22 protein-coding genes are annotated in these 23,408 nt (G+C 72.5%); 8 read left to right on the forward strand and 14 right to left on the reverse strand.

Annotated features, from left to right (window positions below; all coding sequences use genetic code 11):
- Positions 1-124: 124 nt before the first annotated feature.
- The gene (locus SM447_RS25325) at positions 125-1,528 is read right to left on the reverse strand and encodes an MFS transporter (protein WP_474575372.1); all 1,404 of its coding nucleotides are present in this window, start codon (positions 1,526-1,528) and stop codon (positions 125-127) included.
- A gap of 213 nt (positions 1,529-1,741) precedes the next feature.
- Between SM447_RS25325 and SM447_RS25330 the strand changes: the two genes are divergently transcribed.
- Complete coding sequence (locus SM447_RS25330) at positions 1,742-2,428, forward strand: TetR/AcrR family transcriptional regulator (RefSeq protein ID WP_474575373.1); 687 nt, start codon at positions 1,742-1,744, stop codon at positions 2,426-2,428.
- A gap of 111 nt (positions 2,429-2,539) precedes the next feature.
- Here SM447_RS25330 and SM447_RS25335 read toward each other — a convergent pair whose 3' ends face one another.
- Positions 2,540-3,883, reverse strand: coding sequence for an extracellular catalytic domain type 1 short-chain-length polyhydroxyalkanoate depolymerase (locus tag SM447_RS25335; RefSeq protein WP_474575374.1), 1,344 nt, complete (start codon positions 3,881-3,883; stop codon positions 2,540-2,542).
- A gap of 280 nt (positions 3,884-4,163) precedes the next feature.
- Between SM447_RS25335 and SM447_RS25340 the strand changes: the two genes are divergently transcribed.
- Positions 4,164-5,222 carry a PaaX family transcriptional regulator gene (locus SM447_RS25340; protein WP_474575375.1) on the forward strand — a complete coding sequence of 353 codons (1,059 nt, stop codon included), beginning with the start codon at positions 4,164-4,166 and terminating at the stop codon, positions 5,220-5,222.
- Between the two features lie 12 nt (positions 5,223-5,234).
- Here SM447_RS25340 and SM447_RS25345 read toward each other — a convergent pair whose 3' ends face one another.
- The 5 genes from SM447_RS25345 to SM447_RS25365 all read right to left on the reverse strand — a co-directional run bounded on the left by SM447_RS25345 (position 5,235) and on the right by SM447_RS25365 (position 8,949).
- Positions 5,235-6,227 (reverse strand): NAD(P)-dependent alcohol dehydrogenase, encoded by a 993-nt coding sequence (locus SM447_RS25345; RefSeq protein ID WP_474575376.1) that lies wholly within the window; start codon positions 6,225-6,227, stop codon positions 5,235-5,237.
- 342 nt (positions 6,228-6,569) lie between these two features.
- Positions 6,570-7,703 (reverse strand): sensor histidine kinase, encoded by a 1,134-nt coding sequence (locus SM447_RS25350; protein WP_474575377.1) that lies wholly within the window; start codon positions 7,701-7,703, stop codon positions 6,570-6,572.
- A gap of 57 nt (positions 7,704-7,760) precedes the next feature.
- A complete protein-coding gene (locus SM447_RS25355) occupies positions 7,761-7,988 on the reverse strand; it encodes a hypothetical protein (protein ID WP_474575378.1) in 228 nt (75 codons plus the stop codon).
- A complete protein-coding gene (locus SM447_RS25360; RefSeq protein WP_474575379.1) occupies positions 7,970-8,617 on the reverse strand; it encodes a hypothetical protein in 648 nt (215 codons plus the stop codon). Before SM447_RS25360 ends, SM447_RS25355 begins: the two co-directional genes overlap by 19 nt.
- Positions 8,614-8,949, reverse strand: a complete 336-nt coding sequence (locus tag SM447_RS25365; RefSeq protein WP_474575380.1) for a PadR family transcriptional regulator — start codon at positions 8,947-8,949, stop codon at positions 8,614-8,616. The genes SM447_RS25360 and SM447_RS25365 overlap by 4 nt, the downstream gene beginning before the upstream one ends.
- Positions 8,950-9,280: 331 nt before the next feature.
- On the opposite strand from SM447_RS25365, the gene SM447_RS25370 reads away from it, so the two are divergent.
- Positions 9,281-9,517, forward strand: coding sequence for a cellulose binding domain-containing protein (locus SM447_RS25370; protein ID WP_474575412.1), 237 nt, complete (start codon positions 9,281-9,283; stop codon positions 9,515-9,517).
- 23 nt (positions 9,518-9,540) lie between these two features.
- Here the strand turns inward: SM447_RS25370 and SM447_RS25375 are convergent, their stop codons facing one another.
- The gene (locus SM447_RS25375) at positions 9,541-10,329 is read right to left on the reverse strand and encodes an ABC transporter permease (RefSeq protein ID WP_474575381.1); all 789 of its coding nucleotides are present in this window, start codon (positions 10,327-10,329) and stop codon (positions 9,541-9,543) included.
- Between the two features lie 152 nt (positions 10,330-10,481).
- Here SM447_RS25375 and SM447_RS25380 point away from each other — a divergent pair, with 152 nt between their 5' ends.
- From SM447_RS25380 to SM447_RS25390, 3 genes are all read left to right on the forward strand, one after another.
- Entirely contained in the window at positions 10,482-11,120 is a 639-nt protein-coding gene (locus SM447_RS25380) for a nitroreductase family protein (protein WP_474575382.1), read from the forward strand.
- Positions 11,121-11,262: 142 nt separating this feature from the next.
- Positions 11,263-14,070: a helix-turn-helix transcriptional regulator gene (locus SM447_RS25385; RefSeq protein ID WP_474575383.1), complete on the forward strand. Its 2,808-nt coding sequence runs from the start codon at positions 11,263-11,265 to the stop codon at positions 14,068-14,070.
- An 87-nt stretch (positions 14,071-14,157) separates the two neighbouring features.
- Positions 14,158-15,783: an SGNH/GDSL hydrolase family protein gene (locus tag SM447_RS25390; protein WP_474575384.1), complete on the forward strand. Its 1,626-nt coding sequence runs from the start codon at positions 14,158-14,160 to the stop codon at positions 15,781-15,783.
- A gap of 67 nt (positions 15,784-15,850) precedes the next feature.
- On the opposite strand, the gene SM447_RS25395 is transcribed toward SM447_RS25390, so the two are convergent.
- Genes SM447_RS25395 through SM447_RS25410 form a run of 4 tightly spaced genes read right to left on the reverse strand, consistent with a single transcriptional unit; the run spans position 15,851 to position 19,366 of the window.
- Complete coding sequence (locus SM447_RS25395; RefSeq protein ID WP_474575385.1) at positions 15,851-17,068, reverse strand: ABC transporter permease; 1,218 nt, start codon at positions 17,066-17,068, stop codon at positions 15,851-15,853.
- The gene (locus tag SM447_RS25400; protein ID WP_474575386.1) at positions 17,068-17,763 is read right to left on the reverse strand and encodes an ABC transporter ATP-binding protein; all 696 of its coding nucleotides are present in this window, start codon (positions 17,761-17,763) and stop codon (positions 17,068-17,070) included. The genes SM447_RS25395 and SM447_RS25400 overlap by 1 nt, the downstream gene beginning before the upstream one ends.
- Positions 17,760-18,836: an efflux RND transporter periplasmic adaptor subunit gene (locus tag SM447_RS25405; RefSeq protein WP_474575387.1), complete on the reverse strand. Its 1,077-nt coding sequence runs from the start codon at positions 18,834-18,836 to the stop codon at positions 17,760-17,762. Before SM447_RS25405 ends, SM447_RS25400 begins: the two co-directional genes overlap by 4 nt.
- Positions 18,833-19,366, reverse strand: a complete 534-nt coding sequence (locus SM447_RS25410) for a hypothetical protein (protein ID WP_474575388.1) — start codon at positions 19,364-19,366, stop codon at positions 18,833-18,835. The genes SM447_RS25405 and SM447_RS25410 overlap by 4 nt, the downstream gene beginning before the upstream one ends.
- Positions 19,367-19,494: 128 nt before the next feature.
- Between SM447_RS25410 and SM447_RS25415 the strand changes: the two genes are divergently transcribed.
- Positions 19,495-20,151 carry a response regulator transcription factor gene (locus SM447_RS25415; protein WP_474575389.1) on the forward strand — a complete coding sequence of 219 codons (657 nt, stop codon included), beginning with the start codon at positions 19,495-19,497 and terminating at the stop codon, positions 20,149-20,151.
- Entirely contained in the window at positions 20,148-21,308 is a 1,161-nt protein-coding gene (locus SM447_RS25420; protein WP_474575390.1) for a sensor histidine kinase, read from the forward strand. The genes SM447_RS25415 and SM447_RS25420 overlap by 4 nt, the downstream gene beginning before the upstream one ends.
- A gap of 6 nt (positions 21,309-21,314) precedes the next feature.
- Here the strand turns inward: SM447_RS25420 and SM447_RS25425 are convergent, their stop codons facing one another.
- A complete protein-coding gene (locus tag SM447_RS25425) occupies positions 21,315-22,259 on the reverse strand; it encodes an FAD-dependent oxidoreductase (protein ID WP_474575391.1) in 945 nt (314 codons plus the stop codon).
- Between the two features lie 9 nt (positions 22,260-22,268).
- The gene (locus SM447_RS25430; protein WP_474575392.1) at positions 22,269-23,399 is read right to left on the reverse strand and encodes a GNAT family N-acetyltransferase; all 1,131 of its coding nucleotides are present in this window, start codon (positions 23,397-23,399) and stop codon (positions 22,269-22,271) included.
- Positions 23,400-23,408: the final 9 nt, after the last annotated feature.

A 23,408-nucleotide genomic window follows, 5' to 3' on the forward strand; every position in this document is an offset into this window, starting at 1 on the left:
GCCGGCCGTCGACGCAGCGCCGCGTGTCTCGCTGAAGGGTCCGGGAAGGCGCTGGCCGGACCTCGTCGCGGCGGTGCCGACCGACGTCGCGATGTGCGGCTGCTGCCAGGTCACCGACCGCCGGTCAGACCGCCTTCTCCGGTACGTCGATCAGCTCGCGGTCGTCCTGCTCGGCCTGCGTCGCCGGGCTGACCCGGGGTAGCACGACGAGCGCGATGACGGCGGCGACGACCCAGAGCCCGGCGCCGAGGGTCAGGGCGAAGGCGTAACCGTCGCTGAGTGCGCTGGGCGTGCCCTCCTTGCCCGAGTACTCGAAGGCGGCGGTGCTGAGCGAGGCGAGCCCGAGCGCGGCACCGATCTGACGCGAGCTGTTCAGCAGGCTGGACGCCGTGCCCGTCTCGTGTTGCGCGACACCGTGGGTGGCGGTGGAGACCATCGGCCCGAGGCAGAGGCCGAAGCCGACACTGGCGATCACCGACGGGCCGAGGACGTCGGTGAGGAACGAGCCGTCGGCGCTGATCAGGCCGAAGCCCGCGAATCCGACCGCGCTCACCAGTGCGCCCGCGATCATGAGGGTCCGGGCGGGCACCTTGTAGCCGAGCTTGATGGCGATGACGGAGCCGACGACCACGCCGATCGCCAACGGCAGGAACTTCAGTCCGGTCTCGGCGGGACTGGTGCCGAGCACCCGCTGTAGGTAGAGCGAGACGAAGTAGAAGGCCGAGGCCATGGTCGCGCCGAAGATGAGGTTGTACGAGTTGGCTCCGGCGACCGAGCGGTTGGCCAACAGACCGACCCGCACCAGTGGGTCGCGGGTGGTGGTCCGCTCGACCCAGACGAACGCGGCGAGCAGCACGAGCGCCGCCGCCAGCGTGCTCAGCGTGACCATCGAGCTCCAGGCGTACCGGTCCGTACGGACGATGCCGAGCACCAGCAGCGTCATGCCGCCGGTGGCCAGGAGGGCGCCCAGCACGTCCGGGCGACCGTCGGGCGTGACGGGTACGTCCCTGGCGATGCCGCGCCACGCCAGGACCAGCGCGACCGCGGCCATGGGCGCGCTGACCCACATCACCCACTGCCAGCCGGCGTACTCCGTGAGCACGCCGCCGATCAGGACGCCGAGGGCGCCGCCCGCGGCGTTCATCGCGGCCCACACGCCGAACGCCTTCACCCGAGGCTTGCCGCTGGGGAAGGTCGCGGTCAGCAGCGCAAGCGCGGCCGGGGCCAGCGCGGCGGCACCGACGCCCTGCGCGACGCGGGCGGCCACCAGGTGCCCGGGCACGTCGGCGAAGCCACCCGCGAGGGAGGCGATGCCGAACACGACGAGCCCGATGAGCAGGACCCGCTTGTGGCCGTACCGGTCGGCGATCTTGCCGCCGAGCAGGAGCAGTCCGCCGAAGGCGAGAGCGTAGGCGTGGATGACCCAGGTCAGGCCGAGTTCGCTGAACCCGAGGCTCTCGGCGATCTCCGGTAGGCCGAGGTTCACGACTGACAGGTCCAGCGACACCATGAACTGCACAACGGCCACTGCGGCCAGGGTCAGCCCTGGCCGGGCACCTCGGTCGATTGCTGATTGTCCGTTGACTAATGCGTTGTTGGCCACCGCAAACCCGGTCCTCTGTCGTAGTGACTGGTGACGTCCTTGTTTTCGAACGCGTTCTGAAATTAACACCGCTGGCGGTCGCTGTCCAGCACGTCACCGCGAAGCCACCCGGTCGACGGAAGGGGGCATGATGGGGCGGTGCCACATGCGAACGCGCCGCGACTAAAAGCAGGCAGACCACCGACGACGTCCCGCGCCCAGATCCTGGCCGCCGCGCAGGGGCTCATCGATCGCAACGGGTGGGAGCAGCTCACCATCCGCAAGCTGGCTGCCGAGATCGGCGTGGGGGCGACGACCCTTTACCACCACGTCCAGGACAAAGAGGACCTGCTGTTCCTGCTGATCAACGAGTACGGCGAACAGGTCTCCTACCCCGGGCTGCCCGAGGAGCCACGGGAACGTGTCATCGCCGCCGCCACCACCATCCACGACGCGCTGGCGGCGTGGCCGTGGGCCGCCGAGGTGCTCACCACCGACGGGTTCATCGCTCGGCTCGGTGTCTCGCCCCTCGGGCTGGTCGAGGCGGTCGTGGCCGGTGCCATCGACTACGGATGCACGCCCGACCATGCGGTCTACGTCTTCCGCAGCATCTGGTACTACACGGTCGGGGAGATCCTCGTGCGGGCGCACACCGCCCGTCGGCGGGACGGCGAACGACCCACCCACCACGGCGGGTTCTTCGACAACATCGACGCCGAGAAGCTGCCGCACCTGGCCGCCCTCGGTGACCGCTGGGCGGTGCTGGCCCCGCGCGACACCTATGTCGACGGCCTCCGCGCCCTCGTCGACGGGCTGCTCGCTCAGGGCGTGCAGGCCGGGGAGTAGCGCCGCCCCGGCGGCCAGGTTCGGTGCCGGCCACGGCGCCGTCCGGCGCTGTGGCACACCAGCGCTCCGGGGAGGTCCGCGGCGGCGGCCGTCCCCGGAGCGGCGGCGGTGTCAGGCGATGGTGCAGGTGGCCCCGTTGAGCGTGAACGAGCTCGGCCGGGCGGTGTTACCGGTGTGGTTGGCCTGGAAGCCGATCGTGACCGATCCGTTGACGGGAATGCTCGCGTTGTACGAGACGTTCCTCGCCGTCACCTGTCCCGAGGCGGGGGAGTAGGTGGCGTTCCAGCCGCCGGTGATGGTCTGCCCACCGGGAAGGGTGAACACCAGGGACCAGCCGTTGATCGCGCTGGTGCCGGTGTTGGTGATGGTGAGGTTCTCGGTGAGACCGTTGTTCCACGCGTTGATCGCCACGCCCACCCGGCAGGCGCCGGAGCCCGGCGGCGGGGTGGTCGGGTTCGGCGGCGGGGTCGTGGGGTTCGGCGGCGGCGTGGTCGGGTTCGGCGGCGGGGTGGTCGGGTTCGGGCTGGTCAGGCCGAAGAACTGGACGGCGGCCGCGGCCATGCCGCCGGAGGGCAGGCTGTGCCCGGCGCCCTGGATGCTGTACGCCTCGACCTGAACGGTGCCGCTGGTGTCGGCGTACCGGCGGCGGTTCCAGTTGGCCTGCGGCGTGTCGGTGGAGGTGGGCGTCTGGCTGAGCCCGAACACGTTGGTCCACTGCTCGATGGCTTCCTGCAGCAGGGAGAACGGCACGAGGGTGTCGTTGGTGCCGTGCCACAGCTGCACGCGCGGGCGCGGGCCGGAGTAGCCGGGGTACGCCTGGCGAACCGCGTCACCCCACTGCTGCGGGGTCCGGTTCATGTTGCCGCCGGTGCACTGGCTGCTGCTGGGCGGGAAGTCCGCCGCGTTGGCGAAGCAGTTGAACGGCACGCCCATGAAGGCGGCGCCGGCCTTGAACACGTCGGGGTAGAGGGCGAGCATGTGGTTGGTCATCATGCCGCCGGACGAACTGCCCGTGGCGTAGACCCGGTCGGGGTCGGCGTTGTGCTGCTGCTGCGCGTACCGGATCATCGAGATGATCGAGACCGGGTCGCTGCCGCCGCCGCGCCGCTTGGCGGCGTCCGACCAGACGTCGAAGCAGTTGCCGAAGCCGGTCTGCTGGGTGGCGGACGGGTAGATCACGATGAATCCGTACCGGTCCGCCTGGCCGGCGAACTCGCTACTGGAGTAGAAGCCGGGGCCTGAGCCGCCGCAGCCGTGCATGGCCACCACGACCGCGGGCCGGGCCGGGCGGTTGTCCGGCACGTAGATGTGCATGCGCATCCGGCCGGGGTTGTCACCGAAGCTGGTCACCTCGGTGAGCGAAGCCGCGTACGCGGGCCGGAACGTCGGGATCACCAGGCCGGCCGCCACCAGCGACACGGCCAGGCCGAGCAGCAATGTTCTTCTGATTCTCACGGGACGACTCCTTCGAACGCCTGTCACAGGCTGAGTTCGGTGTGCGCGTTGCTCGCGGGTTCGCCCAAATCCCGCGGTGATCACGGCTGTCCATCACGTCTGGCTTGCCCTGCCCGGCTCCGTGTGGCGTCGTGTAGCAGATATTGTTCTCCTCGGCCCAGGAAGTGTCAATCGACGTGCCTCGATCAACAGTGGTCGGCATCCGGGCTGGCCGGCGGATCGGCTCATCGGCGTCCATCTACAGTCGATATCCCGTCCCCGAGTCGAGTCCGGAGCGCCCGTGACTAGCCCGTTCCACATCGAGGAGATCTATTCCGACGACGGGAGCGACTCGCTCCGGCTGCCGCGGCGACAGGTGGGCAACTCGCCCCAGGGCTTCGCCATGACCCTGCTGGCGGACTACACCCTGCGGACCCGCGCCGCGCTGCCCTCCGCCGCCATCGTCGCGTTGCTCACGGAATCCGGGGTGACCACGGCCGGTGCCCGTACCGCGATCAGCCGGTTGGCCCGACGTGGCGTGCTCGACGGCAGCCGGCACGGACGCCGCAGTTCCTACCGGCTCAGCCGCGCCGCCGCCGCCAACCTCTCCACCGGCGGCAACTGGATCCTCACCTCCGCCACCGCCGCGGCGCCGTGGGACGGATGCTGGACGATCGTCGCCTTCTCGCTGCCGCAGGATCGCAGCGCGCAGCGCCGGGCCCTGCGGGGCCAGCTCCGGTGGCTGGGGTACGCGCCGCTGTACGACGGCATGTGGATCTCGCCGTACGAGCTGACCCCGCAGGCGCGGGCGCAACTCGAACAGCTGACCCTCGGCACCGTCACGGTGTTCCGCGGCCGGCAGAACGCGCTGGGCTCGACCGTTGACCGGGCCCCCATCGAAGCCTGGGACGTCGACGCCATCAACCGGCACTACGAGGCGTTCCTGGCGCGTTGGACACCGCTGCTGCCGCTGGTCGGCTCCGGTCAGGTCGACGGTGCCGAGGCGGTGCGGGCGCGTACCGAGGTGATGGACACCTTTCGCCGATTTCCCACCCTCGACCCGCAGTTGCCGGTGGAGCTGCTGCCGGCGGGCTGGCTCAGGCAACCGGCCCGGGAACTGTTCGCGGCCGTCTACGACGGCCTCGCGCACCCCGCCGAGCAGCACGTCCGGGCGGTCGTCGCGCGGTTCACCGACAGCGCGCCGCTCGGCATCCGGGCCCACACGACCGCCGACCTGATCGCGGGCGTTCGCGGTGACGGCTGCGTGGGCCTGATCGAGACCGCTCAACCCGTCCGGCGCAGCAGCCTGGACCCGGCCGCACATCCTGACGAGTCGCTTGCCCGCGCCGACCTGACCTGATCGACCAGGTCGTCAGCGGTCGCCGACGCGAAGCACGATCTTGGCGCGAGCATGGTCCACCTCGAGATGTCGGATGGCCGCCGCCGCCTCGGCGAAGGGATACGTCCGCTCGACGATGGGGGTGAGCCGCCCGGACTCGATGAGCTCGGTGAGGACCGCGAAGTTCGCCGCGCTGGGGGTCGCGACGAGCGGGGCCACCCGCTGACGGAGGAAGGGTGCCGCGGCCGCGCCACGAATCAGCAGACCCATCGGACCGACGACACTGCCGCCCCGCGACACACCGCCACCGGACAGCACGAGCGTCCCGCGTGGCGTCAACGCCCGGCGCAGGTCGGTCAGCGTACGGTTGCCAACCAGGTCGAGCACCACGTCGTGGCGCTGGTGCCGCCGGGCGAAGTCGTCGCGGGTGTAGTCGACGATGTGGTCGGCCCCTAGCGACTGGACGAGTTCGGCGTTCCTCGGGCTGCACACCGCGGTCACCTCAGCCCCGTACGCCTTGGCGAGCTGGACCGCGAACGTGCCGACGCCGCCGGAGGCACCGTTGATCAGGACGTGCTGTCCACTGTCGAGTGCGGCACAGTCACGCAGTCCGACGAGCGCCGTGTTGGCCGCGAGCGGCACTGCCGCGGCCTGTTCGTGCGTGAGATTCCGAGGCATGCGGGACACCACGTCCCGCGGGGCGCAGACCTGCTCGGCGAAGGCGCCGTCGGCCTCCCCGTAGACGTCGTCGCCCGGGCGCAGGTCGTCGACACCGTCACCGACGGCCTCGACGGTGCCGGCGAAGTCGGTGCCGCGCACGGACACCTTCGGCCCGCGCAGACCCAGCTCCCGGCTGGCCAGGCGGGCCAGGTAGGGGTCGCCCCGCAGAAAGTGCCAGTCGCGGGCGTTGACCGAGGCGGCACGGACCCGGACCAACACCTGTCCCCGGGACGGGGCGCGCACGGCGAGGTCGGCCAGCCGAAGCAGATCAGGGCCGCCGTAGCGGTCATGGACGATGGCCTTCACCTACGCCTCCACGGGGTCGCCGGGGCAGTGCGCGAGCGAGGGGCGGGAGTTCGTGGTGAGAGCCCGGTGGGAAGGGGGCGGTCCCGTCGCGGTGTCGTCATGGGCCGAGCGTGACACCGGGCGGGGTGCCGGCTCATCGGTCCATGGGCTGCCGGTCCGCCGGGTGAAGGTGGGGCGGACCGACCGTACTTTCGGCGGGTACGCGAGGCGACGGGTAGGCCTCGGGGCGCGGACCGTCCCGGTCCGGGCGCTGCGTGCCCACGTCGGCCAGGACGGACATCCGCGTCGCGGCGTCCACCCGGCGACGCCGTCAGGCCGAGGAGGGGCGTCGGGCGATGCGGCTCATGCCGCCGCCGTCCGTGGCAGCGTCGCGGTGACCGTCCAGCCGCGGTCGTGGTCCGGCCCGGCGTCCACCGAGCCGCCGAGCAGGTGGGCCCGCTCCCGCATGCCGAGCAGCCCGAAGCCGGTGGATCCGGAACCGCGAGCGGTCGGAGCCTCTCCGTCGTCGCTCACCCGCAGGTGCACCATCTCCTCGTCGGTGGCCACCCGCACCGTGATCCGCGTTGCCCGCCGGGCATGCCGACGGGCGTTGGTGACCGATTCCTGGGCCAGGCGGTAGATCGCGGTGGCCACCGGGACGGGCAGCCCGTCGAGGTCACCGGTCAGCTCGACCTCGACTGCTGGACCCTCCACGGTGCGGCCGGCCAACTGCTCCAGGTCGGTGATGCGTGGGGCCGGCGTCCGCTCGGCCGGCTCGTCGCGGCGCAGGACCCGGACCATCGCACGCATCTCGGCGAGCGCCCGGGTCGCCTCGGCCTCGATGATCCGCAGCGCGTCGGCGGCAGCGGCGGGCTGCGTGTCGAGCACGGCCAGCCCGGCCTGGGCCCGGATCGCCATCGCGGAGACGTGATGGGCGACCGTGTCGTGCAGATCGCGGGCCAGCCTTTCCCGTTCCAGAAGCTTCACCTGCTCGACCTCGCGCTGGCGGGCGCGTGCGCGGTAACGCAGCGCGGCACCCAGCGCGAGGGCGGCCGACACCACTCCCGCTCCGGCCAGCGCGTCGCCCGCGCCGAGGTGGCCGACCGCCGTTGACAGCGTGATCTTCGCGGCGACGATGGCCGCTCCGAAGACGGCCTCGCGCCCCGATCCCCAACGCGACAGCGAGAACACCAGGACCAGCAGGAAGGCCAGGGTGTGCAGCCCGAGTTCGCCGCCCACGACGGCCTCTCCGGCGGCGCAGATCGGAAATGCGACCGCCGCCATGAGCAGTGGCCTGCTGCGCCGCCAGAGCAAAACCGGGGTGAGGCCGATCCCGATCAGGACCGGCACCAGCGACGGCGACGGCAGGTCCGCTCGTACGAGGCCTTCCAGCAGGGCCGTCGCCGCGAACACGGCCACCAGCATCCGGTCCCGCCAGCCAGGCGGCGGGCCCGACGGGCGCGGCTCTTGCCACCACGATCGCAGCAGCTCCCGCACCACTCGATCGTACGGGCGGCCGGACCTCGACCACCAGTGGTCCTTGCCCAGGACGAGTCAACGCGGAGGGCGGGGCCGGCCCGTCCGGGCTGGCTGCTGGCGGATGGCCCGGATGATCAGCGCGAGTCGTTCCGGGCGCTCCCGGTCGTTGAGCACCCAGCCGATGAGGACCGTCGTCATGGCCACCGTCACGAGGAGCAGGACGACAGCGGGCCAGCCCGCCAGGGCGAGGACCGAGACGACACCACCGCCGGCAGCGAACACGCTCAGCCTCGAAACGGCCACCAGCCGCCCCCGTCCTCGCGTAACGGATCCACCCGCAGGCTTCGCCGCAGCGCCGGTGCGGCGATCAACAGCCTGGCCGCGTAGGCGAGTTGGTGCAGCCCGCGAAGTTCCGCCAACTCGGCCCGGAACTCCTCGCCGTAGCGCGGTCGCTCGACCTCGGGAATGACCCGCAGCACGACTCCGACCAGCCGCATCGCCGCCCGCCGCGTCCGTGCCCGCGACGAGCGTCTGGTCGACCCGGTCGTGGCCACCGGCAGCGGACCCGGCAGCACCGCGACGGGCGGAGCTGGCCGTTGGACGGCCACCGCCGCGCCCGCTCGGTAACCCCGGAAGTAGTAGTGGGTGTTCGCGGCGATCGCGGCCGCGTCCCGCGTGACCGGCAGCGGCGCCCACTGCCCGGCCCATGACGGCAGCCGCATCGGATTGTCGCCCGGGACGCGTCGCGGCAGCGGATCGGTGACCGAGGCGTGCCGGGGGAGCAGTATTCCCTCCGCGCCGGCACCGCGCAGCGCGGTCAGCACCCGGATCAGCACCTCGTCGGTCGCCTCCGGGGTGGCCGGATGCGCTTCCGGGCGTGGCAGCCACCCCGCCGGCCCGAGCTGCGGCCCGTCCGGGCCCGCGCCGCTCACGCCGGCCCTCCGGACAGCCCGGGACGCAGGGTCCGTAGCCGCTCAACCGATGACGAGACCCGGGCGAGAGCAACGCGGGCTCGCTCGGCACCGTCCGGGGTCAGCGAGTAGTAGCGGCGGCGCGGCCGGCCCGCCTCGTGCGGATCGAGGTCCTCCCAGCGCGACCGTAGCCAGCCGAGCCGTTCCAACCGAGCCAGGATCGGATGCAGGGTGCCGCTCGCCAGGCCGGCCGCGGCGCAGAGCTCCAACCCGTAGAACTCCTGGTTCGGGCGGTCGAGGAGGGTCCGCAGCACGAGTTGGGTCGGCAGGGTCATCCGTACCTCGTGTGCCATGCTCGTAATCTACCAAGCTAGGTAGAGATAATCCATGGGTGCGGCTGCGGCTGGTTGCTGCGCCCCGCGGCGGTGACGCCTTAGAAGTCGAAGGACGTCTATCGACTGAGCCGTCGCCGGTCGCACCGGCTTCCGCCGATCCGGTCGTACCGCTTCCCGCACCCGCCGCCCCGTTGGCCGGTGCCGGTTACCGCGTCAGCCCACTGTCGGAGCCGGTCACCTTCCGTACGCTGCCGGCCAACTTCACCTGCACGCTGCAGATCGACGCCCGCGCCGGCTTCTTCACCGTCATCGGCGCCGTGCGCTGGTCCGGTGTGCCGCCCTGCCGTGGCTGCTCACCTTCACGATCGGGTCGGACCTCACCATCACCCAGGTCTGGAACGCGACCCTGGCCCGCCAGGGCACCCGGGCCTCCCTGTCGGGCGGCGGATGGGGGCCTCCTCCCTCATCGGGCGCGCCGATCGTGTTCGGCCTGAACGGGCGGTACGTCGAAACCTTCACCCCGCCCGGTGACTGCACCTTCAACGGCGTTCCGTGCGAGGTGCGGGTGTCAACGGGCCCGCGCTGAGCCCTCCACGGAACACCCCCGCGTCACCGACCCACCAGCGCCGCCACCGGCCTGGCGCGGCGGCCTGCGGGCCGGGCTGTGAGGCGGCCGCCGGCGACGAGTTCGACCGTGGCGGCCACCGCGACCGCCTCGACGGCCAGCAGGGCGATCAGGACCAGCAGCTGGGCGGTACCGGCCTGGATCGGTGAGGCGCCGCCGAGTAGGACCCCGACGAACGCTCCGGGCAGCGTGACCAGACCGACGGTGCGGGTCTGGTCCAGGGCCGGGACGAGCGCGTGGCCGGCCGCCGGACGGCAGATCTCCAGCGCGGCGTCGCGTTCGGTCAGGCCGAGGGCGAGCCCCGCCTCGTACTCGCCGTGCCGGCTCCGCAACTCGTCCAGGGCCCGCTTGCCGGCCAGGGTGGTGGCGGTCATCGCCCCGCCGATCAGAATGCCGGCGCTGGGCAGCACCGCCAACGGGGTGGCGGGCAGCACTCCGGTGACCAGCAGCAGGACAACGGTGGGCAACACGCCCAGTCCGATCGGTAACGCGACCGGCCAGGCACTCCGTAAGGTGCTGATCCGCCGCGCGGAGGTGACCGTGGCGACGGCGTACATCGCGATCATGAAGGCAACCGTCAGCCACCACGAGCGCAACACGGCCACGATGATCAGTGAGACGGCGGCCAGCTGGACGGTGGCCCGGGAGGCGGCGGTGGCCACCCCGGCGGGGGCACCCACCCGGCACCAGGCGACGACTCCGGTGCCGAGCAGCGTCAGCAGGCCGAGCACCGCGACGTAGGGCGGGCCGAGGTTGATCAGATCGCCGTCCACCACGTCATTGAAACCCCGTCCGGGTCCGGCGTCACGCGGCGTCCGGCAGTCGGCCAGGGAGTCTGCCACAGGCCCTGTCGGCCTCCCTTATCCATGGTCGTCGTGCCGGCTCGAGGTGGTGGCGGGTCGGTCCCGGTGGCAAGATCGCCGGCATGCAGTTCTCAGAGGTCATCCGTCGTCGTCGGATGGTGCGCCACTACGCCGACCGGCCGCTCAGTCCCGAGGTCGTCGAAACGATCCTGGCCAGCGCGCTGCGGGCGCCGTCGGCCGGTTTCTCGCAGGGCTGGGCCTTTCTCGCCCTCACCGAACCGGCCGACCGGGCGAGGTTCTGGCCGTACGTGCCGACCCGGGTCGCACAGACCCCCACCATGCAGAACGCGCCGCTGGTGGTCGTTCCGCTGGCCCACAAGGCGGCCTACCTGGCCCGGTACGCCGAGGCCGACAAGGGCTGGACCGATCGGGCCGAGGCCCGCTGGCCGGCACCCTACTGGTACATCGACACGGGTATGGCCTCGCTGATGATGCTGCTCACGGCCGTGGACGAGGGTCTGGACGCGTGCTTCTTCGGCATCATGCCGGCTGCCGGCGAGGACTTCAGGCCCGAGGTCGACGTCCCCGCGCACACCGCCGCCTTCAAGGCCGAGTTCGGCATCCCCGAGGAGTACGCCCCGATCGGCGGCATCTGCATCGGCTACCGTGCCGAGGACCTGCCGCCGCAGAGCCCTACCGTGACAGCACGCCGCCGCGACGCCAGCACGGTCATCCACCGCGGCCAGTGGGGCACCACCTGACCGAGCCGCCACGCGGTGGTAGCGCACCAGGCCTCGACCTCGGGTCCGTACACGTCACCCGCCGGAGACCTCGAAACCTATCCGGCCGATAGTTGATGGTCACCGATGGCTGTCGCTGTGACACTCCCCGTGGGGAGGCGAGATGACGGCCAGTCGTGCGATGGGGTTCGGGCATGATCCGGTGCTGGTGGGCCGGACGGTCGAGCTGGAGCTGCTGGACCGGGCGGTGGCCGCCGTGCGGGACGGGCGGTCCGTGGCGGTGGAGGTGTGCGGGGAGGCGGGCCTCGGCAAGACGCGGCTCCTCCGCGAGTTGGAACGGCGGGCCGTCGACGCCGGGCTGCCCGTCCGGGTCGGCCGGGCCACGCAGTACGAGCAGGGAGTGCCGTTCGGGCTCTACGCGGAGATGATGGAGCCCTTCGGTGCCCGGCCGGGCGGCGCGGGGCGACCCTCGGTGCCGGCGACGGTACGGCGGGTGCTCACCCAGGCGTCGGGACCCGGTGTCGCGCTGTTGCTCGACGACGTGCACTGGGCCGACTCCGCCTCGCTGGAGCTGACCGAGCAGCTGATCCGCAAGCCACCGCCGGTGCCGATGCTGCTCGCGGTGGCGTTTCGCAGCAACTGTCCACCGGCGAGGCTGGTCGACGCGATCGCCCGGCTCGGCGCGGCGGCCACACTGATCGACCTCCCGCCGCTGGACCAGACCAGTCTCGACGTGCTGCTGGCCGACATGCCGCGCCGCCGCCGGGAGCTGATGCTGCGGGCCAGTCTGGGCAATCCGTTGTACATCCAGGCGCTGTCCCGGCTCTCCGACGACGAACTGGACGGGTTGGCGACGCTGGCTGGCCGGGGTGGCCCGGTCGACGCCGACTGCCTCGCCGGATCGCAGCGGTCCGTGCTGGCCGGACTCGCCGCGGAGATCACCGCCCAGCCGTCGTCGGTGCAGCGGGTCGCCCACCTCGCCGCGATCGTCGGCGACCACACCACCATCGACCTCGTCGGGCACGTGGCCGGTCTGCCGATGGCCGTGGTCACCGCCGCGGTCGACCAGCTCGGGCGGCTCGGGCTGCTCGACGCGGACGGCGGTCGGCTGCGCTACCGGCATCCGCTGATGCGCGCCGCGGCGTACGCCCTGACCGGCGCGGCCTGGCGCTTCGAGGCACACACCCGGACCGCCGGATACCTACGCAGCCGGCGGGCGTCCCGGCAACTGGTGGCGCACCACACCGAACGGTCCGCCCGCCACGGCGACGAGACCGCCGTCGCCACGTTGGTCGACGCGGGCGTAGCCTTCGCCCACGAGGCCCCCGCCCAGGCGGCCCGCTGGCTGGGCACCGCGCTGCGCATCATGCCGGACACCGGGCCCCGGGACGACCGGCGTGCCGAGGTGGCGATGTGGTACGCCCGCGCCCTCGGCCGCAGCGGTGAACTGGTCCGCAGCCGCGACGTGCTCCAGCAGCTGCTCCGCGCCGGGGGGTCGGTACGGGTCCGGGCCGAGACGTTCGGTGTGGCGGTGGCCCGGCAGCTCGGCGACTTCGCCGAGGCGGCCGCGACGCTCGGCGCGCAACTGCGCCGTGGCGGACTCGACCCGACCGACGAGGCGAAGCTGCACGTGGAGCTGGCCGCCGTGGACGCGTTCCGGGAGGAGCCCACCTCGGCGCTGCACCATGCGCAGCGGGCACTGGAGCTGTTGGACGAGAGCCGATCGGTGCTCGTGGCGGCGGCGCGGACGCTGCGCGCGCTCGCCACCCTGTACCTCGGCTGCGCCAGGGGCGCGCGGGAGCAGCTTGCCGCCGCCGTCGTCGCGATGGACGCGACCAGCGACGCGGACCTGCGCCCCTACGTCGAGATCGTCTCACCGCTCGCGCTGACGGAGATCCAGTTGGGTAACCTCGCCGACGCCGACCGGCATCTCGCCCGCGCCCGACGGATCCTGGACTGCCTCGGTCCGAGCAGTGCCTCGCCGTACCTGCTCGTGATGGAGTCGCTGGTGCACAGCCGCGCCGGTCGACTCACCCGGGCGGTGGCGGCCGCGGAGGAGGCCGGGACCGCCGCCGTGCGGGTGGGCAGCCCGGAGATGGCCGCGATGGCGGCGACGGTCCGCCTGCGTCCGCTGCTGTGGACCGCCGGCCCGGCCGCCGCCCTCGCCACCGTCGAGGCGCGCGACGACCGCCCGGGGACTGCCGGACCGCCCCGGTCTCGGGCGTGGTGGCGGATGAACCGGGTGGAACTGGCCCTGGCCAGCGTGGCCGCGGGCGACTGGAGCGGCGGTGACCGCCTGCTCGCCGAGCCGGCGACGCCACCGTCGCGGCACCCACCGGTGCTGGTGGCTCGGGATCTGGTCGCCGCCGTCGCCGCAGCCGGACTCGGCGACCAGGTCACGGCGGTGGAGGCCGGCGAACGGGCGGAGCGACGGGCGAACGACGCCGGGCTGACCTACGAGGTCGGACTGGCCGGGTTCGCCCGGGCGTTCACCGTGTACCGGGCCGGGCGGCCGGACCGGGCGGCGACGCTGGCCGAGCGCGCGGCGGCCAGGTTCGCCGAGGCCGGCACCCCGATGGAGGAGGCGCTGTCCCACCACCTCGCCGGTGTCGCGTACCTCGGTGTCGGTCGGCCCGGACCCGAGGCCGCGGCGCTCGACCGCGCCGAGGACGGATACCGGGCCTGCGGTGCGGTGTGGGCCTCCTCCGTGCTCGCCCGGCACCGCGCGGCCGGTCCGGCGCGCTCCGCCCGACCGGGCGGGGCGGCCACCCTCACCGCCCGGGAGCGCGAGATCGCCGGCCTGGCGACGATCGGCCTGAGCAACAAGGAGATCGCCGCGCGACTCTTTCTCAGCCCCCGGACCGTCGAGTCCCACCTGAACCGGGTCTTCGCCAAGCTTCAGGTCCGCTCCCGTACCGCGATGGCCCGCCGACTCTCCGAGGAGGCCCGTGCGCACGGGTCGTCTGCGTAGCCGGTTGCGTAGTTTCACGGATCCGTCCGCTGGCCTGCTTTGCCACCCTGCCGGTACCGATTCCGCAGCACGTGAGGGGTGATGATCGTGGACGGAAGACGCCGGTCCCGGCACCGGACCGCCGTTGCGTGGTGGTCGGTACGGCGACGCTCCAAGGTGGTCGTACCGATTCTGGCGGCGGTCGGTCTGCTGACCGCCGTGGCACCTCCGGTGAGCGCCTCGGCCGCACCGAACGGTTCGACCACCGCGCCGAGCGCTTCGACGGCCGCGCCGGAGGCCGGGTCGACCGAACTCTGGCAGCCGCAGCCCAGCCTTCCCGGACCGGTGGTGGTGCCGCGTAAGGGCACCCGACCGGCGCCGTTCACGACCAGAACCGGACCGATCAGCCCCAAGGCCCTGCCCGGGGAGGAGACGGCGACCGGGAACGGGCTGCGCGCGGGTGTCGGATCGGCGGTTCGCAGCCGCACCGCCGGGGCCGACCAGGACGCGGACTGGTACTGCCAGGAGCAGGTGGCCCGCCGGACGTCGGTCAACGCCGACGCCGACAACTACTCCGCGACCGTCGAGTATCTCGCCGAGTTGAGCTGCAACTTCTACCTCGACTACGCGTACGGCGTGGCCGGTGTCGTCGACCGCAGCGCCGGGTACGACGGCACGCTGCTGTACGTGGGTTCGCCGTTCGCCTTCAACCGGCACTACTACGGGGCGACCAGTGGCGCGGTCCGGATACCCGGTGACTTCTACGACGGTGGCCGCCGGGTGGAGATCCTCTTCGAGCTGTACCTGCTGGCGCCGATCGGCACCGCCTGGGGTGCCTGCGGGCCACTGCCGGGCCTGCGCTACCTGCTCTGCGAAGGGCTTGGCACGGATCTGCTGCACATCGTGCTGGGTACCGGGACGCTCGACAGCGGCCTGGCCCCGCCGGTGATCCGCTACACCGCGTTGGGCGACTCGTACTCGTCCGGTACGGGAGCGCCACCGTACCTGGGCCCCCCGAACCCGGCGGCCTGCCGACGCGCCAACGGCACCTACTCGATGCAGATCCAGGGTGACCGGTTCCGGGGGCTGCCGATCGACCGGACCACCCTCCGGGCGTGCCACGGCGCACGGATCAACGACCTCACCAACCGGCAGAGCCTGGAGGAGTTCGCGCAGGTCGACTACGTGAAGCCGTACACCCGGCTGGTGACCCTGACCATCGGCGGCAACGATCTCGGCTTCGCCGCGAAGCTGCGCGACTGCGCGTTGTCGGACTGCGGCGGCGGCCCACTGGTCACCCCGGCGGAGCTACAGGCGACCCAGGCCAGGCTGGTGTCGCTTTACCAGAACATCCTGTCGCGGATGCGGTCGGACGCGGTACTGGCGGTGCTGAGCTATCCGGCCTTCCTTCCCGTTCCGGGGGTGGACCCGCTGCCCACGAGCGGAGGTTGCTTCGGTACGAACGCCACCATCGACACCGCCGAACTGACCCGCATCGCCGAGGCGACCGCCCAGGCGCGGGACATGATCGCGGCGGCCGTCCGAGCCACCGGGGACGGGCGGATCGTCTTCGTGGACGCCTTCGAGGCGTTCCAGGGACACCGGGTGTGCAGCGGCGATCCCTGGTCCAACGGGTTCGTGATCTCCGACCCGGAGGACTCCTTCCACCCCACCGCCCGCGGCTACCGGGCCATCGCCGACCGACTGCGACAGGTACTCGGCATCACCCTGTGACGGCGACCCCCGCGAGGGCGCCCGGGAAACCACCCGGGCGCCCTCGCGGCACCGACGCCTCTGCGACTCACGTGGTGGCCAGGGCCTCGGTGGGGGAGAGGCGGGCGGCGCGGATCGCCGGGTACAGGCCGGCCAGGCCGCCGATCACCAGCGTCGCGAGCACGCCGCCGGCCGTCGCCCACGCCGGCACCACGGTGGGCCAGCCCTGGGAGAGCGCGTACCCGGAGGTCACCAGGATGCCGAGCAGTACCCCGCCGGTTCCGCCGAGCATCGCCAGCAGCAGCGACTCGGCGAGGAACTGGGTGCGGATCTGCCCTCGGGTGGCACCGAGCGAGCGACGCAGGCCGATCTCCGCCCGCCGCTCCAACACCGAGATGACCATCGTGTTCGCCACCCCGACACCGCCGACGAGCAGCGCCACCGCGCCGAGCCCGAGCAGCAGCGCGGTGAACGTCTCGTCGGTGGCCTGGGCGGCGGCGAGGGCGTCCGAGGGCCGGGAGACGTCGACCTCGTTGGGCGCCTCCGGGTTGGCGGTCGCCCCGAGCACCGCCCGGACCGCCTCGACCTGGTCGGCTTCGGCGCGGGTGTAGACGGTGGTCGGGTGACCGTCGAAGCCCAGTTCGCTCGCGGCGACGGCCCAGCCGACCAGGGCCGAGCTGTCCAGCTCCGGTGCCAGCGGCGCCGGGGCGAGGATGCCCGTCACCGTGAACCACCGTCCACCCAGCCACACCTGCACGTCCGGTCCGGCGACGGTGATGCCGAGCCGTTCGGCGGCGGCCACACCGAGCACCACCGCCGGGTACCGGGCGGTGGCCTCGTTGAGCCACGTCCCGCTCGCCACCTCCGCGCCGACGGTGTCCGGCAACCCGAGTTGCGCCGCCCGTACGGCGATGCCTCCGGTCTCCGCCGGGGGGATGCGGTCGGTGCGGTAGACCTTCGCGTCGGTGAGCTGGCCGGTGGCCGCCACCTGGGTCACCGGCCCGATCCGGCCGATCATCGCGACCGATTCCGGCGGCAGTTGCGCGTCGGCACCGAAGAACGTCCGCCCCGGTGACACGGTGAGCAGGTTGGTGCCGAGCGCGGCGAGGGTGCGGTCCAGTTCCGCGCGCGAGGACGAGGAGATGCCGACCACCGCGACCATGGCGGCGATGCCGATGGCGATGCCCAGCGCCGAGAGGACCGCCCGCAGCGGTCGGGTCCGTAGTCCGACGCCACCCACCCGCAGCACGTCGGCGGCGGGCATCCGGGCCGGGGTGAGTCGACGGTCCGTCGAGGTCACGGTCATCAGCGCACCCCGATCGGGGTGAACCGGGAGTCCTCGCGCAGCTGCCCGTCGCGCATCCGCACCTGCCGCGGCAGGCCGGCGGCGATCTCCCGGTCATGCGTGATCACGACAACCGTCGTCCCGGCCCGGTGCAGGTCGTGCAGCAGGTCGAGGACGGCCGCCCCGGAACCCGTGTCCAGGTTGCCGGTCGGCTCGTCGGCGAGCAGCACAGCTGGTTCGCCGACCACGGCGCGAGCCACCGCGACCCGTTGCCGTTCGCCACCGGAGAGCTCGTGCGGCCGGTGGTCGAGCCGGTGCCCGAGGCCGACCCGGTCCAGCGCGGCATCCGCGCGCCGCCGCCGCTCCCGACGGGGTACGCCGGCGTAGAGCAGCCCGTCGGCCACGTTGTCCACCGCCGGTACGCCGGGAGCCAGGTGGAACTGCTGGAACACGAAGCCGATTCGGGTGGCGCGCAACGCGGAGAGCCGCCGGTCGGACAGCCGCGCCACGTCATGACCGTCGATGAGCACCGTCCCGGAGGACGGTCGGTCCAGCGTGCCGATCAGGTTGAGCATGGTGGACTTGCCGGAGCCGGACGGCCCGACGATGGCCACCAACTCGCCGTACCCGATGCGCAGCGTCACGTCGGCGAGCGCCACCACGCCGCCGGGATACCGCTTGCCGACCTGGTCGAGCACGACCACGTCCCCGGTCACCGGGGCATCCCGACGTTGGTGCCCTCGGCGATCCCGTCTCCGGTCACCTCGACCCGGCCATCGGCGAACAGCCCGGTGGTCACGGCGACGATCCGGCTGGTACCGCCCTCGACGACCTCCAGGCCGTAGCCACCCTCGGCGAGCGCCAGCAGGGCGGCCACCGGAACGGTAAGCACGTCGGCGCGCTCGCTGACCGTGAAGGTGATCTCGGCGGACGCGTGGTCGAAATCGGTCAGGGCCTGCTGGTCGTCGACCTCGACGGTGACCTCGATCTTGGTCTCGGGGCTGGATTCGCCGCCCGTGCCCCCCGAGCCGCCGCGAATCACCGTCTCGACCGTGTCGATCTTCCCGGTCACCCGCCGTCCGTCGGGCAGGGTCACCTGTACCGTCGCGCCGCGCTCGGCGAGGCGTTGGTCGTCGACGTCGAGTTCGGCGGTGACCAGCCGGCCGGTGCCGGTGTAGGTGAGCACCGCCTGTCCGGGCTGGACCGTCGCGCCTACGTCGAGCTGGTGACCCTCCACCCGGACGGCACCGTCGGTGAACGCGACCCGGCCCAGCTCGACCCGGCCCGTCTCCGGTAGGCCGAGGTCGTCCTGCCAGGCCCGGACCGCCTCGGCGGTCGCCGAGGTGTACGCGTCGTCGACCGTGAAGCCGGAGTAGCCGAGTGCCTTCAGGTTCCGCTCGAACTGCTCGACGTCCGGTCCCTGGACGCCGGGCTGGAGCGTCCGGTAGGCGGGCAGCCGCCCGTACAGCAGAACCACCGGATCGTTGTCGACCGCGTAGAGGGGCTTGCCGCGCGACACGGTGGCGCCGGATTTCCCGAGTGCGGTGATCGTGCCGGGCAGCCGGCTGGTGGCGGTGCGGCTGGGGCCGTACCCCAGCTCACCGTCGATGGTCCGGGCGTCGGCGAGGGTCTGCCGGGTGACGGTGGCACTGCCGGGCGTTGCGGTGCGGGCCTCGGCGGAGTCGCCGCCGGAGCCACCTCCGAAGCCGGCCGCCGCGGCCACGCCGGCCCCGGCCACCAGGAACAGCGCCACGCCACCGGCGACGGGCAGGCGGGTACGGCGGGTCACCGGGCGCCCCCGAACTGCGGCGCGTGCTGCCGGCAGGTGTCCATGGCGGTGCGGAACGCCGGATCGTCCGGGTTGATCCGCAGGGCGTCCCGCTGGACCTGGATCCGGCCGTCCGGTGCCGGGTCCGGGAAGTCCGGTACGCCGTTCTCCCGCATGCACCGGGCCATCACCCGCATCTGTTCGAGCTGTTCGGCGTCGAGCTTGGGCGGCTGTCCGCCGTTGGGCAGCAGGTGACGGCACTTCTCCATGCCCGCCTCGACCTGCTTGGCGTCGACACTGCCGTCGAACCGGAACATCGGTCCGTTACCGGCCTCCGGGTCGGGCATCTCCACGCCGTTGGCCCGCATGCAGCGGGCGAAGTCCAGCCGCCGCTCGGCGTCGCTGCCCTCGGCGTCGTCGCTCGCCGAGGCCGAGGGCGTCGCGGCCCCGCCGCCGGCCGTGGCCACCCCGGCCCCACCGCCGTCCTGGCCGGCGCAGCCGGCCAACGCGAGGATCAGCAGTACGGGAAGCATCAGTGTGCTGCGTCGCATCGTCGGTCCTTTCGGTGTGTCCGGCGACGGTCGCCGGACACCGGACCAGTGCACGCGGCAGCACGTATCGCGGGCGTAACCGATCACGTTTACGGCGGCGTTATCCCCGGGCGCGGCACCATGGACCGGTGCGAGTGCTGGTGGTCGAGGATGAGGACGTGTTGGCGGACGCCATCGCGGAGTGGCTGCGCCGGGAGGCCTTCGCGGTCGACGTGGCGTACGACGGTGACGCCGCGTTGGCGCGGCTCGGGGTCAACGAGTACGCGGTGGTGGTGCTCGACCGGGACCTGCCGGTGGTGCCCGGCGACGACGTGTGCCGCTCGATCGTCGACGCCGGGGGTGACACGCGGGTGCTGATGCTCACCGCGGCCGCGGCGGTGCGGGACCGGGTGGCGGGTCTCGCCCTGGGCGCCGACGACTACCTGGTGAAGCCGTTCGCGCTGGTGGAACTGGCCGCCCGGGTGCACGCACTGACCCGACGGGCCCGACCCGCCGCACCACCGACACTGCGCCGGGCGGGCATCACGCTCGACCCGGGCCGCCGCGAGGTGCACCGTGACGGCCGGTACGTGCCGCTGTCCCGCAAGGAGTTCGCGGTGCTGGCCGAGTTGCTGCGCGCCGAGGGGGCGGTGGTCTCCGCCGAGCAACTGCTGGAACGGGCGTGGGACGAGCACATCGACCCGTTCACCAACGTGGTGCGGGTCACCGTGATGAAGCTGCGGCGCAAGCTCGGCGACCCACCGGTCGTCGAAACCGTACCGGGAGTGGGGTACGCGATCCGGTGAAGCGGCTGACTCTGCGGGCCCGCCTCACCCTGGTGTACGGCGGCCTCTTCCTGCTCGCCGGCATCGTCCTGCTCGGCGTCACGTACGTACTGGTGGATCAGCGGATGCCGCAGCCGATCCGGGCCGAGCTGCCGGACCGCATGATGATCGCCCGGATCCCGACGTCCGCGGAGGACCTCGACAAGATCCGTCTGCTGATCCAGGACGTGCAGAGCGAGGCCAAGCGCAACGCGCTGGAGTCGCTGCTGACGCAGGGGGGCCTCGCCCTGGTGGTGGTGTCGGCGGCGGCCGTGGCGATCGGTTGGCTGCTGGCGGGCCGGGCGCTGCAACCCCTGCACCAGATCACCGGGACGGCCCGCCGGATCGCCGGGGCCGACTCCGCCGGTCGGGGCCTGCACGAACGGATCGCGCTGACCGGTCCCCGCGACGAGGTGCGCGAACTGGCTGACACCTTCGACCAGATGTTGGAGCGGCTGGACCGCTCCTTCGACGGGCAGCGACGGTTCGTGGCCAACGCCTCCCACGAGCTGCGCACACCGCTGGCGTTGAACCGGGCGCTGGTGGAGCTGGCGGTCAGCCGGCCGGACGCCCCGGCCGAGGTGCGCCGCCTCGGTGAGGCGCTGCTGTCGGTGAACGAACGGCACGAACGGCTGATCGACGGCCTGCTCACGCTCGCCGACTCGGAGAACGAACTGGTCGAGCGGGCCCAGGTCGACCTGGCCGAGATCGCCGCGCACGTGGTCGAGCAGGCGGCGACGGCGTACCCCGGGATCCCGGTGCACCGGTCGTTGGACCCGGCCGGTACGTCCGGCGACCCGGTGCTGTTGGAGCGGCTGACGTTCAACCTGGTGGAGAACGCGCTGCGGCACAACGTGCCGGCGGACGGCTGGGTGCGGGTACGTACCGGGGTGGTGGCCGGCCGTCCGACCCTGGTGGTGACCAACAGCGGCCCGGTGATCCCCGGCTACGACGTGGAGACGATGTTCCAGCCGTTCCGCCGGCTGAGCCGGGAGCGGGTGGCCGGGAGCAGGGGCTTCGGGCTCGGGCTGTCGATCGTGCGGGCGGTGGCCCGGGCGCACGGCGGCACCGCCGACGCGGTGCCGCGTCCCGACGGCGGCCTGACCGTGACCGTGACGCTGCCGCCGCCTGTCGGGTGAGACCGGTCAGCGCAGCGCGGATACCAGCTCGGCCACGTCTTCGGCGCAGCCGTAGGAGAGCGTGACGCCGGCACCGCCGTGGCCGTAGCAGTGCACGACCGGGCCACGGTCGGTGATCTCGGCTTCCAGCCGCACGTTCGGGCGGCCGGGTCGCAGACCGACCCGGTGGCCGAGGACGCGTGCCTCGCGGAGGGCGGGCACCAGGCCGGCGCACCGGTCCAGGATGCCGGCGGCCGTGTCCGCCCGGACGGTCAGGTCCTCGTCACCGTCCTCGGCGGTGCCGCCGAGCAGCACCGTGTCGCTCCTCGGTACGACGTAGGCCAGGTGTTCGGGATCGGTCTGGTCGAGCAGCCACTCGCGCAGACCGAACTGCGCGACGACGACGACCTGTCCCCGTACCGGGGTGACGGCGTCGTCGTCGGTCAGTTCCCGGGCCCCGAGCCCGGTGCAGTTGACCACGGCGTCCACGCCGAGCAACGCGTCGGTGAGATCGTCGACCCGCTCGGTCCGGACCGTGACCCCGGCCGTGGTCAACTCGCCGAGCAGCCAGGGCAGGTGCACCGCCATGTCCGCCACCGGAACGGTCAGTTCGAAACCGTCGACGTAGCCGGTCGGGAGTCGTTCGGCGCTGACCCGGACCAGCTCGGGCACCGCTTCGCGCCACCACGGGTCGCTGGTGCGCTGGCGGAACAACTCCCGACCGGGTCGCATCCGTACACCGGTGCGGGGGTCGGCGGCCAGGCTCCGCAACGTCGCATAGGTGAACGCCGACCAGCGGGTCACGTCCGCAGCCGGAAAGGCGCGGTAGGGATACCAGAGCGCCGCCGCGATCGCGGATGTCGTGGCGTCACCCGTCCGGGCAGCGACGACGTCGACGTCGTGACCGTCGTGGGCGAGGCGGAGTGCGCTGGTCAGCCCGACGACACCGGCACCGACGACCCTGACTCTCATGCCTCGAGATCACACCACACCGGCACCGTCGTGGACAGGGCTGTCGGTCGTCGGCCGGGGCGGCTGGCCGGCCGGGCGCGGCTTGGACAGGTGGACGACGTCCTGCGGGAGATCCGGGACCCAGGTGCGGGTGTACCCCGCGCGCTCGTACAAGCTGATGTTGCGGGTGCTGCGGTGCCCGGTGAACAGCGTGCAGCGGATGGTCCCCTCGGGCGCCTGCCCCTCGGCGTGCGACAGCAGCCAGGAACCGATGCCGTTGCCCGCCTGGTCGGGCGCCACCATGAGGCGTCCGATCAGCCATGTGCCCTCGTGCGCCCGGGCGCGCACCGCCGCGACGAGGCGGCCGTCGCGGCGTACGCACCACCACCGCCAGGTCGACATCGAGGCGTGCAGGTCGTCGAGGGTCTCCCGTAGCGGTGCCAGGTCGAGGGTGTCGTTGACGATGGCCTCCTGCACCCAGCAGCATCGCTGGAGAACGAGCAGTTCCGCCAGGTCGCCGGCCCGACCGTCGGTGAGGGTGAGGCCGTCGACCGGTCCGTCGACCACGTCGGTCCCGCCGCGCAGCGGGCGCATCGCGCGGGCCACCCGGCTCACCTCGACCAGCACCGCGCGGGCGGCGGCGTCGAGCGTCGGGGACCCGCTCACCCGACCGTCCCGGACGCTGTCGGTGAGGCGCAGGGCGACGGTCGCGCCGACGGGCATCATCCGCAGTGTCGTGACGACCTGCTTTGCCATCTGTACCGACCGGGTGCCGGCCGAGGTGTTGCCGTAGCTGACGAAGGCCACCGGCTTCCACGCCCATTCGTGGTAGAGGAAATCGAAGGCGTTCTTCAACGCCGCCGGCATGCCGAAGTTGTACTCCGGCGTCACCACCACGAAGGCGTCTGCGGCTTCCACCGTGCGGCTCCACCGGCGGGTGTGCTCGTGCTGGTAGCTGCCCTGGGCGGGATGCTCGGGTTCGTCGAGCAGCGGCAGCCCGAGGTCGGCGAGATCCGCGAGGTCGACGGTGGCCCCGTTGGCCGCCGCCTCTGGGAGCGTGGCCTGCACGAACCAGTCGGCTATCGCGGGTCCGAGCCGGCCGGGTCGGGTGCTGGCGACGATGACGAGGACGCGGAGGTCGCGCGAGCTATTCGATGACATGTCAACGAG

The organism is Micromonospora aridisoli (assembly GCF_056150025.1).